Here is a 17,277-nt window from a genome sequence, read left to right on the forward strand (position 1 = left end):
CGATACCAAAATTGGAATGGCAGAAAAACAGCCATTTTATGATTGGTATCGACCGACCTTTGTTTAAGGCAACCCCTAAAAACTCAGTCCATGAAACCTGCGTCCTTGAGATACCCCTTGCCGGCGGTGACGTCATACTGGATGAGCTTGTAGTCGTGCATCAGCTGCTTGGTCTGCGCATCGAAGTCGCTCGCGGCCATCGGCTGGCCCTTGGCGTCGAGGTAGATTGGCTGGCCCTCGGGGATGCGAGACCATCCCTGGATCTGGTTGACCACCGGCGGTTCCATCGCGGAGACCTTGCCATGCAGCCGGGTAAGGAAGGCCAGGAACGGTGTGACCTTCGAATTGGTCTGTTCGGCGGCCTGCGCCATGAAGAAGTTCGGCGAGGAATACTGCCCGTCCGGACTCTTGTACCCCTGCCGCCCGCTGGCCTTGTTCGACCAGATGAAGTAGTCGGTGGTGTGCAGCGCCAGCGAATTCTTCTGGTCGGCGGAGGCGGTCTTGTAGATGCCCGGCAGGTGGTCGCCATAGAAGACGACGGTGACGGGTTTCTTCAACGAGTCCATCTGACGCAGGAATTTGGCAGTGGCCGCATCCGTGATGTTCGCACCCTTGGCGTAGGTGTTGATCGACTCGTTCTCATCGGCACCGAGCGGCTGCGAGGGATCGGTAGAACGGGCCTTGAAATCATTGCCCTTGTACCAGTTTTGATACGGCATGTGGTTCTGCATCGTGGCCAGCTGAACGAATTCGTTCTGTGGGTTCTTCTTCATCGATTCGTACACGCTCTGATAGGACGAGGCATCGGAAACATAGGGAGAGGAATCAATCTTGGCACGATGCGCGATCACGTCCGGGGGCTCCAGCGAATAGAAATGCGAGAAACCGAACTTCTTGTAGTTGTTCGCACGCAGATACATCGAGGGCTCGTAGGGGTGGAAGGCTACGGAATGTTCCTTGCTTCCCCACAGCTGGTTGATGGTCGGCGTCCACTTCTCGCCGGGGATGAGCTGCTGGTACGGGCTGGTCAGCGACGGATCGAAATTGGCCATCGACATGCCCGTCAGGCTCATGTATTCGAGGTTCGCGGTACCGCCGCCATAGCCCGAGGAAAGCATGTAGCCTCCGGTCGTGTGCTTCCTGATTTCGCGGGTATTGGGAATCGGGTCATGATTGAGTTTGATCCCCGGCACGCGCGACGGATCGGAATACGATTCGGAAAGGATGAAGACCACGCTGCTGTCGCTCATCTTGGCGGTGCGGGTCTTGTTGATCTTGGCGGCTTCGGCGGAATAGCGCTTGGCGACCTGCTTCATCGTCGCCTCGCTGTAGTCGCTCGGCTGGTCCATCACCTTGGGATGAGCCTGGCCCAGGAAGGAGACCAGCGGGCCGTTGCGTTGGGCGTCATAGACGGAATCCCACATCGAGGGGATATAGCCCATGGTCTTGGCGAAAGCATTGGTAAACGTATTGATCTGGCCGACCTGATAGCTGAATCCGAGCACCAGAAGCAGAGGCACCGCGATACACACGATACGCAGTGCGGCACCGAGGCTTTTGCCGGCTCTCCTGCCGCCGTCTGCCCTATTGCCGCCCTTGCTCTCGCTCTCATTCGCCTGACCGTCGGTTTCGTGACGCACAACGCCAACGGCATCACCGGCGCGATGACCCACAAAATCAATCATCTTGCCATGCCGCATATCAAAATGATTCAGCGCTACGAACAGCACGACGACCAGAACCATCGCCACCACAACGGCCGCGATCAAGCCGCCCGAACCGGAAGGGATGAAGCTGAACAGTGATCCTGCGTCACCGTTGGAGACGAAGCTCACATCGGAGGGAAGAATCGTCTCATAGCGAACACTGACCTTGAAATGCTCGACAAGCGCAATCAGAATCACCAATACAAGCATGACGGGCGTGGCGATCCAGAAACGGTTGAACAGCATGAGCACGGCAAGATAGATGAACCCCACCAAAAGCAGGTTCAGCACGAAGACGAAATTGCATTCCCGCCACATCTTGGAGACCATGCCCCATACGCCGGTAAGAGGGCTGGACAGTTTCACACGGGTGTCGTTTTGCGTAACACCCTTCTGCAAAATGACGGTCATGATGATGTCGAACAGCACAAACAGCAAGACGTAAACCCAGCCCGGGATATGCATGCAGCACCCGCCAAAACCTGTCTTGCGTGCTTTTTTCTGTATCTTTTCCGCGTTACCGGACGCAGTTTGCCCTGCTGTAGTCTGGGGTTTGCCCCCATAGATTCCTGTCCTTCGACCTCGTCCATACCGTTGCGTTCCTTTGCCCTATAATTTCGCATATCCTGTATTGTCATCTTGTGTCAACCCAACGAATGTTGATGGTTAAACCCCTATCACGTTAGTCTGTATGAAAACTGTAGGTTCGTTTCCAATTCCCCAATTTCTACGATAACAATCATAACGGGATACTATTATACCCACCGCACACAATTGCGTCGGAACGGAATCATTCTTCCGACTGATGGACGCGGCTGAACGTATACGTCTAGAATCACTGAGTAATATTGCGCTTGATACGGCGAGGGGAAACATGGACTGGTTTTATAAAATCAACCTGCTCGAGGGATGGCTGCCCACCACTTTAAAAATACTGACGCTGCTCGGTTTCATCGCCGTCATTGTGCTGAAATCGAAAGACGGCTGGTTCTCCCCCCTGCTCAAACAGTTCGGTTGGGGTTTCATCGGCACCGTCATCGGCTATATGGTGGTCTGGTTGCTTTCCGACGTTTTCATGGTCTTCGGGGTCAGTCTCGGGCGGGTCATCGAATTCAACATCGCGTTCGGCATCGGCTTCATTGCGGTATTGGTGTCCATGTGCTTCGATTCGGGGACTCTGCGCAAGACCCTCGCCATCATCACTGCCGTACTCACCCTCCTCACCTTCGCGCTTCGCGTCGATATCATCTATGGCGAATTTTCGACGGTAGGCTCGCTCTTCGGCCATAACCAGTTCTCGGCGCTGGAAGCGGAAAACGTGCACAAGGCCTCGGCGACGCAAACCGACACCGTAAAGGAATGGAGAAAGCTCGGAGAGGAAAACAAGCTGCCGGCAATGCCCAAGAAAGGCATCGTCCGCTCGGTCAATATTCCCGCGACCCTTTCCCATTTCAAGGCGCGTACGGCGAACGTCTATCTTCCCCCCGCGGCTTTGAGCAAAAACCCTCCGAGACTTCCGGTCATGATCGTGATGGCGGGGCAGCCGGGCACTCCGGACCGTTTCTTCAGCGCAGGCGTGCTTGGCGATAAACTGGACAGCTATGCCGCCAAACATTACGGCCTGGCCCCCATCGCCGTCTCCCCCGACCAGAACGGAAGCATCACCCACAATTCGCTGTGTGCCGACACCCCGGTCTTCGGCAACGCGGAGACGTATCTGACCCGCGATGTGAACAACTGGATAAAAAAGACGCTGCCCGTTGAGACCTCACCGGACAAATGGCTGATCGGCGGCTATTCGCAGGGCGGCACATGCGCCACACAACTTGGCGCCGCCCACCCCGATCTGTACGGGCACATCTACAGTGCCGGCGGCGAAATCGAACCCACCGCCGGCTCGCACCGCTCCACGGTGAAGCGTTTCTTCAACGGCAGCGAAAAGGAATTCGACAAGCACGTCCCGATTACGCTCATCAGAAATCATGCCCCCTCAAAGCAGACATGGTTCTCAGCCGCCGGCGAGCTCGATTCCAAATCGCAGAGGAACCAGAAAGCCATTTCCGCGCAAGCCATGAAAGCCGGGATGTCGGTGACCACAGTGATCGTCAAAGGCACTGCCCATGACTGGCATACCGTCAATGCAGGAATGACCGCTCAGATCGACCTGTTCGGAACCGAAACGGGACTAGGGAAAACCGGCAGGCAAATTTCGTCTTATCCGAATCTTCAAGTGGTGAGCGCGAACACCAACCGCGAAAGCGACTAGTATCCCCGATCCGATACAACTGCACGATTATTGGCAGGCAGCTGTGTTGCAGTGAGAGACAATAAGTCATACGATTGAAGGACGAAAGCCATCAAGATGCAAACAGACGAAGAGAACAATCCCAAGTCGGCAGAGCAGCCATCGGCACCTTCCGTCACGAATCCGGAGCCACCAGCCACGGTTTCGAACGCACCGGGAGCATCAAAAAGACCGAAGCCAAGCCAAACGGCGGGAAAAACGGCAACGAGGCGAATAAAGGCCAGGGCAATTCCAAACGCCAAGGCCAAAAGTCTTCTCACCGCCCAAAGAACCCCGCAATGCCGCCAAAAGGCAAGAAACGCGGGCCCTCAAGCTGGACAGTACTCGGCCATGACATCCTCAGCTGGATGCAGGGGCATCTTTTCGCCATTATCGTCTCCATACTCTTCCTTTTCATCAACATTTTCGATATGGTCCACTCCGCCATACGGCATCTCAACGCCCCGGCCTCCGGACGAACGCTCAGCCTCACCGAAATCCTTCTCGGGCGCCTGCACAACGGTGGAAGGCCACGCGATCCGTTCCAGCAACCACTCCATAGCCAGGACATCATTCCCTGGCTGACGAACATCCTGCGTTCCGCGGTGTTCGTGCGCAGCTCTCTGATGCTCATCGTCTATACCTTGCTTATTGTCGTCATCCTTTCCGTGGCACAATCACGGCTTGGCGCGCTGAAGACGACATTTGCCGCACTGTTCAGCGCAGTCGCCGGGTCGACACTTGGAATCTTGGTCTGTGTGTTGGTCGACATGGCCATGCACGACTGGCAAAGCATGGAGCGTCTGCCCGTTCTGCTCTCCCCGTTGACCATCATCATCGGGGCGTTGATGGCGGAAAGCGCCTACGAATCCGTGCTCTGGCGGCGGCGCATCCTGCTGCTCGGCTATACGGTCATCGGCACGCTGCTGCTCTTCAGCGGCAACCCCGGCGACTATTGCACGCTCGGCGCCGCACTTGTAGGCCAGCTCGTGGGCCTAGTGATGCACGGCCCAGTCAAGGACCATATTCAATGGACCAACAGCACCGATTATGAGACCCGCCGTCTTTTCGCGTTCGCCCAGCTGGTGCTGGCAATCGGCCCTCTGCTGGCGCTGACCTCCACCTCGCACCTGGGACCCTTGACCACGTTCGGCCTCTTCACTTCCTCCATCTGGGGCGATTCCTCGCTGCTCACCTCCTGCAGCGTCAATCGGTCGGTGACGAGCTGCCTGCGCTTGGTGGCAACACGACAGCATCTGGCGATAGCCGGCCTGTGGCTGCATATGCTTCTTCCCATCGCGGCTCTTGCTTTGGTGGCATGGGGCCTTTATCACGGACGTCGATTGGCTGCATGGGTAAGCATCGCGCTCAACGGTGCGGCGGTTGTTTTCGCGGTTCTTTACTATGTCATCTTCCCGTTCACGATCGCACCGATGAGTCCCAGCATGGCCAGCAAATACAACTTCATGCCGGCCTTCATCACCACGGCGCTTCCGCCGCTGATACTCATCATTCTGATGATCCGGGAACTGCCTCATTTCAGCATATCCACCGGTGCGTCACGCGTACGCAACGGCATCATCGCCATGGTCGGCATGCTTTTGGTTACCAGCTGTGTCTACATCGGCTTCTCCGTAGCCGTCCCACAGGACTTCAAGCCCCGCCCGACCGTCAAGCTGTTGATGATAGACATGCTTCGCCGGCTTCTGCCCACCGGATTCGGCGGCCGCAAGCGCACCACACTGATCGCGCCGCAGACAGAGTTGGCGACATTGGTGAGTGAGGGCCTCACCGTCGTGTTCTGGCTGACGGTACTCATCGTCTTCATCCTCTGGTTCCGCGACAATGTCACCCCGGACGAGCGCGACCGCAAGAAGGCCGAAGCGCTGGTCACCCTTGGCGGCGAATCCATGAGTTTCATGACCACTTGGGAAGGCAACCACTATTGGTTCTCCTCCACCGGCCGCTCCGCCATCGCCTACCGCGTTCTGCACGGCATCGCTCTCAGCGTCACCGGTCCTTTCGGCGACCCGAGCGAATACACGCAGGATCTGCGCGAATTCACCACGTTCTGCGATGCAAAAGGCTGGTCGCCTTCCTTCTACGCCGTCCATGACGACCAGCGCGAGGAGCTTGAATCGATGGGCTGGTCATCCATCCAGGTCGGTACCGAAATGGTCCTTAATCCCAACCTTTGGCAGACACGTGGCAAGAAATGGCAGGACATCCGCACCGCCATCAACAAGGCCAAACGCGACGGCATCACCGATGTGCTCACCACCTATAACCAGGCCGGTTTCGCCATCGACCAGCAGATCGTGGACATCTCGGAGCAATGGGCCCAGCTCAAGGCGCTTCCGGAAATGAAGTTCACGCTCGGCGGCATCGAAGAGCTCAGGGATGACCGCGTGGCGCTGCTCTATGCCATCGACGCGCAAGGTACGGTTCTCGGCGTCACCAGCTGGCTGCCCACCTATCGCAACGGACGGGTCATCGGATGGACCCTTGATTTCATGCGTCATCGCACCGACAGCCCGAACGGCATCATGGAGTTTTTGATCGCCCGCATGGCCGAACGCCTGCGCGACCAAGGCCTGAACAATCCGGCCGAGGCCATTGAGTTCATGAGCCTTTCCGCGGCTCCCCTGGCCGGGATGGGTGAGAAAGCCGCCGTTGCCGCCGACAAGGCGGTTGAAGGCGATAAGGCAAGAAAAACAAAGAAATCTGCGAAACCCGAGGAATCAGGGAAAACCGAAAAGGCAAATACCGGCAAAGTCAAAGACAAAGCCGACGATAAGGTCACTAACAGCGAACTGCCGATTCCCCACGCCCAACCTTCCGATAAGGAATCTGTCGGGGTCAAGGCCAATGCTGCCAAATCGGATGCCGAAACCGGCAAGCCTTCATCAGGCCAGAGCGGCAAGCCGAAACAGACTTCGCCCAGCGGCACGGCAATCATCGAACACGCACTGCAGATCGCGGCCGATGTGCTTGAGCCGGCCTACGGTTTCAAGTCACTGTTCTTCTTCAAGAAGAAGTTCCAGCCCAGCCCGGCTCCGGTCTATATCTGCTATCCGGATTCGGCCAAGCTGGCCCAGATCGGCATCGCCGTGGTCAGCGCCTATGTACCGGAACTCAAGCCCAAGCAGGTCGTGGAAATCGTGAGATCCATGACTTCGCCGGATAAGAGCGACAGGAAATAAGTGCCGCCGAAATCCTGGACAACGCAAAAGGGACGCTAACCGGTTATCATCGACCGGCCGACGTCCCTTTTGCATTCAACGATTCGCATTCGGCAATGTTGAAAGATTTCGGGTTCAAGCTCGTTGTTCGTTGCCTTCCGCGCTTTCCAGGCGCTGGCAATCCGGGCACAGCCCGAACACCTCAAGCGTGTGCGAATTGACGGTGAAACCGTGCTCTTCGGCGATCTTGCGGACCCACTGCTCGGGGGGTTCGATTTCCACAGTCTTCCCGCAATTCTCGCAGACCAGATGATGGTGGTGCTCGCCGTCCTTGCAGATGCGGAACATCTGCTGATCGTTCAAATGGATGGTGTCGGCCCTGCCGTCATCCGCCAGCGCGTTGAGCTGCCGATAGACGGTGGAAAGGCCGATTCCCTGGCCATCCTCACTGAGAAGCCGATAAAGGTCCTGGGCGGAAACGAAATCGTCGCAAGCGCTGAGCGCCTTCAGCACGGCATCCTTCTGCCAAGTGTGCTGGCTGCCACGCCTGCCGCGACGAGTCAGCATTCCACGCCGGGAAAGTCCCTTGTCGTTGTGCTCGTTGGCTAACACGCTGCGTGACCTCTTTCGTGTTTTTCACATCTTCGCTGTGACCGTTCCGTCGAATTTCGGAACGTTTCATCGAATGCACCACGTATGTTACTCGTATTTATTGAAATTGAAAGAGCCGTTTGCCTTAGGTTCCGGCATTTCCATATTTTGACGAAACAAGCGAAGCCGACTGCATGCTGCGGATATGCACATAACGGAAGACAGCACGACACGTTATCGTCGTAAATCGTCCCAGCAGCCGGTGGCTTCAAGCTCGTCGACCGTACGTCGGGTATCATCGGTGAGCACCGTGATATGGCCCATTTTGCGGTCTTGACGCACTTCCGCCTTGCCGTAGTCGTGGACACACCACTCCGGATGCTTGGCGATAAGCGCGCGAGTCGGTGCGACGTGCTGGCCTAGAACGTTGGCCATCACGGCCGGGCTCAGGAGCTTCGGCTGCGGCAACGGCCATCCGGCGATGCCGCGGATGTGGGCGTCGAACTGGTCGATGGAGCAGGCCTCGATGGTATAATGGCCGGAATTATGGGGGCGCGGGGCCAGCTCGTTGACCACCACACGGCCGTCCTTGGTAATGAACAGCTCGATGGCCAACGTGCCCGCCAGCTCGAAGCCCTTCGCCAGCCGCAGCGCGAGCGCCTTGGCTTCCTCGGCGATCTCGTCGCTGACCTGCGCGGGCGCGATGGTCAGGTGCAGAATATTGTGGCGGTGTTCGTTGCGCACGATGGGGAACGTGACGAAATCCTGGCCGTTGCCCGAAATCAAGATCGAAGCCTCGAAGGCGAAATCAACGAATCCTTCCAAGACGGATGGCGGGAACGTGCCTTGCTTCTCGTCGCGTTCGTGGACCTTCGCCAGATCGTCGGGGCCGTGCAGCACCACCTGGCCGTGGCCGTCATAGCCGCCGCGACGAGTTTTCAGTACCGCAGGATAGCCGATTTCCGCGATGGCCTCGTCGAGCCCGGCGAGGTCATCGACCTGCTTCCAAGGTGCGGTGGCCGTGCCGTGATCGTTGATGAACTGCTTCTCGAAGACACGGTCCTGCGTGACGCGCAACAGATCGGTGCCTTGCGGCACGGCCACACTGCCACGAACCTCGTCGATGGCGTCGGCATCCACGTTCTCGAATTCGTAGGTGAGCACGTCGCTGCGTTCCGCCAGTTCGCGGATGGCGGCCTTGTCGTCGTAGTCGGCCGTGACCTGGAAATCGGCGACCTGGGCGACCGGGCAGTCCGGCGTCGGATCGAGCACGCCGATGCGGAAGCCGTGATATCGCGCGGAAAGCGCCATCATGCGTCCTAGCTGTCCGCCGCCGATGATGCCGATGGTCGCCCCCGGCATCAGTTGCTTGATTTTCCCTCGGGTTTCCTCAGACAAGCTCGGCATTGGACGCCTCCACCTTTCCCTTCGACTGCTCACGATAATCATCAAGCGCCTGTGCCAACTTCTCGTCGTTAACACTCAGGATGCTCACGGCCAACAGGCCGGCGTTCGTGGCCCCGGAATTGCCGATGGCCATGGTCGCCACCGGTACGCCGCCGGGCATCTGGACGATGGAAAGCAGGGAATCCACGCCGGAAAGCGCGTGCGACTTGACGGGCACGCCGATGACCGGCAACGTGGTCTGCGCGGCGACCATACCGGGAAGGTGTGCGGCTCCCCCGGCTCCCGCGATGATGACCCTGATGCCGTTCTTGCGGGCGTTGTGCGCGAAATCCGCCATCAGCTCGGGCGTTCGGTGGGCCGAAATGACTTGTTTGGAATAGGAGACATTGAACTGGTCGAGGGTAAGGCAGGCGTGACGCATCGTCTCCCAATCGCTTGCCGAACCCATTATCACTGCTACTTGTGGCGTTTCAGTTGCCATGATACCTCCGAAGTATCGTTTACAACCAGAGCCAGCTTCCACTTTACGCGACGGGAACGAGAAAATCGGGCCGGCTCAAAGCAATATATAGCGTAGCTTTTTCCCGTGTCGTCGCCTTGGGCAATCGCCGATATCATGTACTTCGATACGTGCATCTTTCGCACTTCGCCTTCAACCACCGCAACGCAGCACTGAACAGTCTTACCGAACAATTTATTCTTCAATACCGTGCCCCTGCACGATGTCTTCGTCGACTTCGTTGGAATTCCAACATTCCGCTTTTATCGCAACCCATCAAACACAGCACGGAAGAGTCATTTCACCAGAAAACGCTTCCGTGCTGCACCTGCACAGCATTGACACATCAATACATTACTTCGTCATTGCGCGCTATTCAAACACTGATAATACGTAACACACCAAGCCGTTGTGTCCATGGAAAAGCGACGTACCCGAATACCTAATGAACGAGTTCAATCTTCTTGATGCCCGGCTTCTTCGACGGACGGTAGAGCACGAAGCGATGGCCGATGACCTGCACCAGCTGAGCACCGATCTGTCCGGCCAGGGTCTCGCCGACCTCACGCTCGTCAATCGGGCAACCATCCTGTACCACGACTTTCAGCAACTCATGGGACTCGAGCGTCTCCGAGGCCTGCTTGACCGCGGCATCGGTGACCCCGTTCTTGCCGATCCACAGCAACGGCGAAAGCTTGCTTGCCAGCGCCTTGAGCTGCTTGATCTGCCGCTTGTTCAGTTTCGTTGCCATATAAAATCCCATTCCTCGCAATCACCGTCGCTTCAAATGTTTCGTGCCCATCAATAAGCAGTCGGCAATATTCGACTTTCGATGATTCCACCATATCCCAAAGGCTTGTCCTGCCGATATTCCCAATAGAAATATTGTGAACAAGGAATTGTTAACGCTCACAAAATATCGGCATGTGCTATGTCTATATCCCATAAAATAGAAATTATGTGACCTACATCACGTTTTTATTCATTATTGTCAAAGAAAGACACCATGAAGAAAATTCTATGCTCCCCCGGCAGTTACATCCAAGAACCAAACGCCATCAACGAGCTTGCCGACCAATACCGCACCCTCGGCAGCAAAGGCGCTTACATTATCGTCGACCCATTCATCGAGAAAACCTATCACGACCAGATCGTCTCAAGCTTCGAAAGCAGCAATACTCCTTACCAACTCGTCGTATTCGACGGCGAATGCTCCGACAACGAAATCAACAAACATGTCGCTGCCCTTGGTTCCAATGACGCCGTCATCGGCATCGGCGGAGGAAAGACTCTGGACACCTCGAAAGCCGTGGCCCATTTTGGCAAGCGTCCGGTGATCATCTCTCCGACCGCAGCGTCCTCCGACGCCCCCTGCTCGCGCCTTTCCGTGGTCTACACCGACAACGGAGAATTCGATCATTACCTGCCGCTGCCCAAAAATCCGGATATGGTCATCATGGACACCACCATCATCTCGAACGCACCGGTGCGCTTCCTGATTTCCGGCCTTGGCGACGCTTATGCAACCTATTTCGAAGCACTGGCCTGCAAACAATCCAACGCCATCACCATGACTGGCGGCCATTCCACCAACGCGGCCATCGCATTGGCCAAGCTGTGCCATGACCTGCTGATTTCCGACGGCCCGAAGGCCGTCGCCGCAGTACGTAAAGGCCTGTGCAGCCCGGCAGTCGAAAACGTGATTGAGGCCAACACGCTCCTCAGCGGCCTCGGCTTCGAATCCAGCGGCCTGGCCGCGGCGCACGCCATCCATGACGCGCTCACCGTGTTGCCCGGCACACATCAGTATCTGCATGGCGAAAAAGTGGCGTACGGCACGCTCACGCAGTTCGTGCTCGAAGACCGCCCCGAAGAGGATCTGCGTGAGGCTTACGGCTTCTTCCGCAAGGTCGGACTGCCTACCACGCTCGCGGAAATCGGCATCGGGGACGCTACTGACGAAGACCTGCTGAAAGTCGGTGAACTCGCCTGCAGCGATGACGACACCATGTCCAACATGCCCTTCGAAGTGACACCCGAAGACGTGGCGATTGCGCTACGAGCAGCCACCGAAGTGTCCGCCATCTACTAAATCGCTGAAACCGGCTATTCTATTGCCAAACAGCCTTTCGCGAATCGGATGAATGGCAGGAACTTCACCAAAGATGATTATATGGTGGCGGCGTTCCTGCCATTCTTGCGTCAGACGTGCTGATACAATAAAGCATTGTTGTTTGGCCCCGTAGCTCAGTTGGATAGAGCAACTGACTTCTAATCTGTAGGTCGCGAGTTCGAATCTCGCCGGGGTCACTTGGTCCTGCGAAAGGGACGTCACCGCCAAAAATATTGGGCACTGGGAATATCTACTACAATCATCAGCAGGAAACAAATACTTCCTAATAATTCAATTGAATTCGTATTGATCTTTACCCTCGAAAAGCCAGAAATCAATGCCATTTATATTTGATTCTCGACAATAAGATAGACCCACAATATGGCGGAATTGCAATGGAAACATGCTATTCGTGTCGCAAAGTGACGATAAACTCGAGTCATGGATACGGACGAGGGAATGCCCCAGACCGCTGATAACGACGACACTCGGCAAGCTGCCGAGGTGTTTTCTGCTGCGTCGCCCTTCGACCAGCGTTTGAGCTCGAGCCAGAATCTGACCTTTGAATATGCAAAACCGGCATTCGCTTCTGCCGGACTTGAGTGGTCGAATGACAACCTTGTTCGTTTACACCTCTTTGACGCTGAAAATCAAGCCACCAATGTAGCGCTACTGCTTTCCGACCAATGCCCTTACCTCGTCAAATGCGCGGTATTCGAAGGTGAGACCAAGGCAAAACTCGTGCAACGGCAGAACGTTTCCGGTTCGCTCATGAAGCAGATCGACGCCACGATGATGTTCTTCAACCGCCACAATCCCGAAAACGCATGGCCCGAAACCGCTCTGCGCGAGTCCCTGATCAACGCCGTCCTGCACCGTGATTACGACAAGAGCGGGCCGATTCTGATCAGCGTTTTCGACTCGAGCATCGAAATCGTCTCCCCCGGCGGCCTGGTGGACGGCTTCGAGGTCAACGACCTGTTGAACGGGGTCAGCGAATCACGCAACGCATGGCTTGCCGACGTGTTCGAAGCCCTGCACCTGAGCGAAAACTACGGCACCGGCGTGCAGCGTATCCTCGATGCCTACTCGCAAAGTCTCGCCAGCCCGCAACTTCGTGTCGGACCGGGATCGGTGGCGATGATCCTGCCCAAACCGGTACTCGACTGCGCATGGCCCGAGCCGCATCTCTCTAATGAAGACGGCAATGAGCTTGGCAAAGAAACAGGTAACCCCGATAACGCTGATCACGGTGAAGGCCTAGGCAAAGCCAAGCGCTATACATTCCCGCTTGGTGGGCCGCACCTCTTCACTACCAACCCGACCGAAGCCCTTGTCGGAAGCCAGGTACTGTCCGTCACTCCGTTTTCGTCCGTGGTTTTCGCAGGCAGCAAAGTCTGGCAGCTTCTCAATAGCAACCCGGACAAGAAAACATTGGCTAGACTTCCTAAAAATATCCAATCGCAATTGCGGGAATGGATGGTCGGCAGTCAGACACATCAATTCGAGATCGACGCGCTCGAGCAAATAACCAAGCACCTTTTGTCAAAGCGGAAAGACGCCATGAGCCTACGTGAAATCCAAACCGAGTTGGGTACCAATTCCGGAGAACTCACTGATGCGCTTGAAGGCCTCACTGACAAAGGCGAATTGCAAAGCATCACTTGCGGCGGAATGACAAAATATTCATTACCGCGCTAAACAATCGCTCGTTATCAGTTGATAATCAACGCCAATCCCAGCAGCACTGCCAGAAACAGCACGTTTACCACAGTATAGACCAGCAGATAGCGGCCCTTCTTGTCCGGGTATTTGCGCGCGATCTGCTGATAGGAGATCAGCGAGGCCATCGAGGCGATCAGCGTGCCGAGCCCACCGAGATTGGTGCCGATGATCAGCTCGCGCCATTGGTTGCAGAAACCGGAAAGCAGAATGGAAGTGGGCACGTTGCTGATGATCTGGCTCGACGCGACGGCGACCTCCATCGGATGCTGGTTGACTATCGAGGCCACGAAATTCGAGAATTCCGGCACGCGACGCATATTGCCGATGAAAATGAAGAACATGACGAAGGTGAGAGGCAGGCTCCAGTCGACCTTGAGGAACGCGCGACGATCGCAGATCAGGAACATGCCGAACACCAAAACGCACATCAGCCACAGCGGAATCCAACCGCCCACAGCGAAGATGCAGATGAGGAACAACACGATGTAGACCATCGCACGCCAGCCGCCATAGCCTGCGCCATAACCAAGGACACGGACCTCGTCGGGCTGTCCCTCGCTTTGCGGCGCGAAAAGCGACTGCTCAATACCCTTGCGTCCCAGCCCCGCGAAGTCTGCCTGACTGTTGCGACGGCGGAATACGATCAGGATGACGGCAAGCAGCATAATCGCGGAAGCAACGGAGAACGGCCCCATGACCTCCAGAAATTCGGAGGTCGGCATCTTGGAGACGGATTTGAGGTAAAGATTGTGGGCGTTGCCGACCGGTGTGAGCATGCTTCCGGTGTTGGCGCCGATGGTCATCAATGTCGCCACCAGAACGGCCTTGTCTTCCATGTTCGCCATGACCAATACGGAAATCGCAAAAGGAATGAACGTGACCAGGGAAACGTCATTGGTGATGAAAATCGCGGAGAAGAACGTCAGGGAGACGAGTGCGATCACCAACGCGCCTTCGGTATGCACATGCTCGAGCAGCTTGGTGCCGATGATGTGGAAAACCCCGATGCGCTGGAAACCGCAGACCACCAGCATAAGACAGACAAGCTGCGAAATGGTGTTCATGTGGATGTAGCCGAGGTACTGACGATCCGGGGGAACGATAAAACAGGAAATGATGGCGAGTATCGTCGCCACCACCAGAATGGTGTCGTTTTTCAGTTCTTTGACGATCCACTTGCGCATCAAAACACCAGCCAAACCATCAAACGGAAATATCCGACATCATGACCGCCTCTCATCGCTGCAGTCCAATCGGAAAGAGCCATGCCCGCACGGCACACCCAAACGTCACAATCATCCAGTTTCCCCATCCATCACAAAGCCGATGCAACGGCCGACGAAAACACATTCCAGTACGTATCTAGACTCCACAGCAATGCGTGTATTCGTTCTCTTACTTCTTATTGTATGGGTATTCGAGAGCGGAAAAGTACGAAAAAACGAGCATTTAGCGACCATTTTCATTTGAATGACAGGAAAACACGGGAAAAATCCAAGATTTTATTGACTTTTTTGGGGTGTACCAAAGCGACCAAAATTCATAAATTTTTTTGGAAATCGATTGCGGCCTGCCGTGTTTTCGACAACAGCGCACTCAGGCGACGGCATTGCCGTAAACCTGCGCCTGCAGATCCTTCCTGGCGGCCTCCATGTTGGTGACTTCCCCCAAAATCCTGATTTTCTCCTCACCGTCCGGTATCTGTGCCATTTTACGTTTTGCGGCACCGATACGACGCATATAGCCGACGTCCAGCAGTCTTGCAGTCAGTTCCGCGGCGTAACGCTGCTCTTCCGCGGTGGGTGCACGAAGCTGCGCGGCGGCGGAATTCGACGTTTCGTCGCCATTGATGCCCGCACCTGCGACGTTCGCATCACGGGCATTGCCGTTCTGGCCATCGCCTCCGGGCAACGGAAGCGGCATAACGGCCAGCTCGTTGATGACCTGTTCGAGCATCGGACCGCCCGCTTTAGTCAGATTGTGCATCCACAGACCTTGCGGCGTGCCGTTATCCGGCAAACCGCCTGCCGCTGCGATCGCCTGGAACAATGTGCGGAACACCGGGGTCATGAAATCGGCAAGCGTCAGACGCGCAAACGCATTGACGTTGATGGCGCGCGGCACCTGGATGAGCACGGCCATGAACTGCTGCTCGCAGATGAACACCGCATCGTCGACGCGGAAATACGTCTGGTCGGCGGCATCTCGATGTTGCAGAGCCTTGCGCGCTGCCGGGTTCGCATAGCTGTTCCCATCGTTAGCGTCCCTATGCGGCCGAAGCCGTTGCCGCCCCGGCGTTTGGGCGCATAGGCGTCATCATCGCGCACATGCAGCCTTCGTCTGGCGGCGTTGACCTCGCGCCTGACGATGTCAAGATCCACGCCGATGCGGCGGGTCGCCTTACGGGTGTAGATATCGAGCAGAGAACGGTCACGAATCTGCGCGATCAGCGGTGCGACGGCCTTTACCGCACCCATCTGGCCCGTGGTATAGGACGTATCAAACCGGTTGATGGCGGTATCGATGACGAAATCGTAGAGCGGCCTCGCGTGGTCGATCAGTGAACGAACCGCCTCGTTGCCCTGCTGGATGCGCAGGTCGCAGGGATCGAGATTGTTGTCGGCTACGGCTACGAAGGTCTGGGAAAGGAACGCGGAATCCAATCCGAAGGCATGGATGGCGGCCTTCTGCCCCGCCGCGTCTCCGTCGAAGGTGAAGACGATACGCGAACTCAGGGATTGGCCTTCGACCTTCAGCGGTCCGACGAGCTGGACGGCGCCCAGGGAATCGTCGGAGATCAGCCTGCGGATGATTTTGGCGTGTTCTTCGCCGAACGCGGTGCCGCAGGTGGCCACGGCGGTGTCGATGCCGGCCAGATGGCACGCCATCACGTCCGTGTAGCCCTCGACGATGACGGCCTGGCGCTTCTTGACGATGCTGGATTTGGCCAGGTCGATGCCGTAAAGCACCTGGGTCTTGCGGTAGAGCTGGGTGTCGGGCGTGTTGATGTATTTGGCGTTGATGGTGTCGTCGTCATAGAGTTTGCGGGCGCCGAAACCGAGCGTGCGCCCGGTGGAATCGCGAATGGGCCAGGTGGCACGGCCGCGGAAATAGTCGTAGATGCCGCGCTGACCCTGACGCGCAAGACCGGCATCCAGCATCTCCTGCTGGGTGAAGCCTTTGCCGGCCAGGTGCCGGACGAGATTGTCCCACCCCTGCGGGGCATAGCCGCAACCGAAACGCTCACAATCCGCCTGGCTGAAGTTGCGGCCGCCCAGAAGCTTCCGCGCCGCCAACGCCTCGGGGCTCATGATCTGGGAGACGAAGAAGCGCTGCGCCTCCTCGTTGGCCTCGAGCAGGCGGGCGCGTTTGGAGCCATGGTGCTCCTCACGGTTTCCGTCGCTTTTCTCGTAATGCAGTTCGATATGGTATTTGTCGGCCAGAAGCTCGACGGCCTCGCGGAAATCGATGTTCTCACGGTGTTCGACGTAGGCGAAGACGTCCCCGCCGAGCCCGCAGCCGAAGCAATGCCAGACACCCAGTGAGGGCCGTACGCTGAAACTCGGCGTCTTCTCGTCATGGAAGGGGCACAATCCCATAAAAGTACCGGTGCCCGCGGCCTTGAGCGTCACCGTCGAGGAGACGATATCGTAGAGGTCCGCCGTGGCACGCACCTTCTCCACGTCCGTTTTGAGAATCATTCCAGCCATAATTGCCCACCTTACCGTGTGCCGTGCATGAGGGCAATCAAAACGTATACGCCCAGACCG

10 protein-coding genes, 1 tRNA gene and 1 pseudogene are annotated in these 17,277 nt (G+C 56.7%); 5 read left to right on the forward strand and 7 right to left on the reverse strand.

Annotated features, from left to right (window positions below; translation table 11 throughout):
- Positions 1-83 precede the first annotated feature (83 nt).
- Positions 84-2,171: an LTA synthase family protein gene (locus OZX74_RS05725; RefSeq protein ID WP_277156015.1), complete on the reverse strand. Its 2,088-nt coding sequence runs from the start codon at positions 2,169-2,171 to the stop codon at positions 84-86.
- A 409-nt stretch (positions 2,172-2,580) separates the two neighbouring features.
- Between OZX74_RS05725 and OZX74_RS05730 the strand changes: the two genes are divergently transcribed.
- Together OZX74_RS05730 and OZX74_RS05735 are read left to right on the forward strand one after the other, a co-directional pair.
- The gene (locus OZX74_RS05730; protein ID WP_277156016.1) at positions 2,581-3,972 is read left to right on the forward strand and encodes an alpha/beta hydrolase-fold protein; all 1,392 of its coding nucleotides are present in this window, start codon (positions 2,581-2,583) and stop codon (positions 3,970-3,972) included.
- 74 nt (positions 3,973-4,046) lie between these two features.
- Positions 4,047-7,193 carry a DUF2156 domain-containing protein gene (locus tag OZX74_RS05735; protein WP_277156017.1) on the forward strand — a complete coding sequence of 1,049 codons (3,147 nt, stop codon included), beginning with the start codon at positions 4,047-4,049 and terminating at the stop codon, positions 7,191-7,193.
- A gap of 114 nt (positions 7,194-7,307) precedes the next feature.
- Here OZX74_RS05735 and OZX74_RS05740 read toward each other — a convergent pair whose 3' ends face one another.
- The 4 genes from OZX74_RS05740 to yhbY all read right to left on the reverse strand — a co-directional run bounded on the left by OZX74_RS05740 (position 7,308) and on the right by yhbY (position 10,420).
- Positions 7,308-7,739, reverse strand: a complete 432-nt coding sequence (locus OZX74_RS05740) for a transcriptional repressor (RefSeq protein ID WP_277157432.1) — start codon at positions 7,737-7,739, stop codon at positions 7,308-7,310.
- A gap of 258 nt (positions 7,740-7,997) precedes the next feature.
- Positions 7,998-9,170, reverse strand: a complete 1,173-nt coding sequence (gene purK, locus OZX74_RS05745) for a 5-(carboxyamino)imidazole ribonucleotide synthase (protein ID WP_277156018.1) — start codon at positions 9,168-9,170, stop codon at positions 7,998-8,000.
- The gene (gene purE / locus OZX74_RS05750) at positions 9,154-9,651 is read right to left on the reverse strand and encodes a 5-(carboxyamino)imidazole ribonucleotide mutase (protein ID WP_277156019.1); all 498 of its coding nucleotides are present in this window, start codon (positions 9,649-9,651) and stop codon (positions 9,154-9,156) included. Before purE ends, purK begins: the two co-directional genes overlap by 17 nt.
- Positions 9,652-10,111: 460 nt before the next feature.
- Entirely contained in the window at positions 10,112-10,420 is a 309-nt protein-coding gene (gene yhbY / locus OZX74_RS05755; protein ID WP_277156020.1) for a ribosome assembly RNA-binding protein YhbY, read from the reverse strand.
- Between the two features lie 255 nt (positions 10,421-10,675).
- Between yhbY and OZX74_RS05760 the strand changes: the two genes are divergently transcribed.
- The 3 genes from OZX74_RS05760 (at position 10,676) to OZX74_RS05770 (ending at position 13,483) form a co-directional block, all read left to right on the forward strand.
- Complete coding sequence (locus tag OZX74_RS05760; RefSeq protein WP_277156021.1) at positions 10,676-11,761, forward strand: glycerol dehydrogenase; 1,086 nt, start codon at positions 10,676-10,678, stop codon at positions 11,759-11,761.
- A 144-nt stretch (positions 11,762-11,905) separates the two neighbouring features.
- Positions 11,906-11,979, forward strand: a tRNA-Arg gene (locus tag OZX74_RS05765).
- 244 nt (positions 11,980-12,223) lie between these two features.
- Entirely contained in the window at positions 12,224-13,483 is a 1,260-nt protein-coding gene (locus OZX74_RS05770) for an ATP-binding protein (protein WP_277156022.1), read from the forward strand.
- A 14-nt stretch (positions 13,484-13,497) separates the two neighbouring features.
- Here OZX74_RS05770 and OZX74_RS05775 read toward each other — a convergent pair whose 3' ends face one another.
- Positions 13,498-14,691: an SLC13 family permease gene (locus OZX74_RS05775; RefSeq protein WP_277156023.1), complete on the reverse strand. Its 1,194-nt coding sequence runs from the start codon at positions 14,689-14,691 to the stop codon at positions 13,498-13,500.
- A 412-nt stretch (positions 14,692-15,103) separates the two neighbouring features.
- Positions 15,104-17,217, reverse strand: a pseudogene (gene dnaG / locus OZX74_RS05780) (DNA primase).
- Between the last annotated feature and the right edge of the window lie 60 nt (positions 17,218-17,277).

This window comes from Bifidobacterium sp. ESL0798 (genome assembly GCF_029395415.1).
In the GTDB taxonomy this organism is placed as follows: Bacteria; Actinomycetota; Actinomycetes; order Actinomycetales; family Bifidobacteriaceae; genus Bifidobacterium.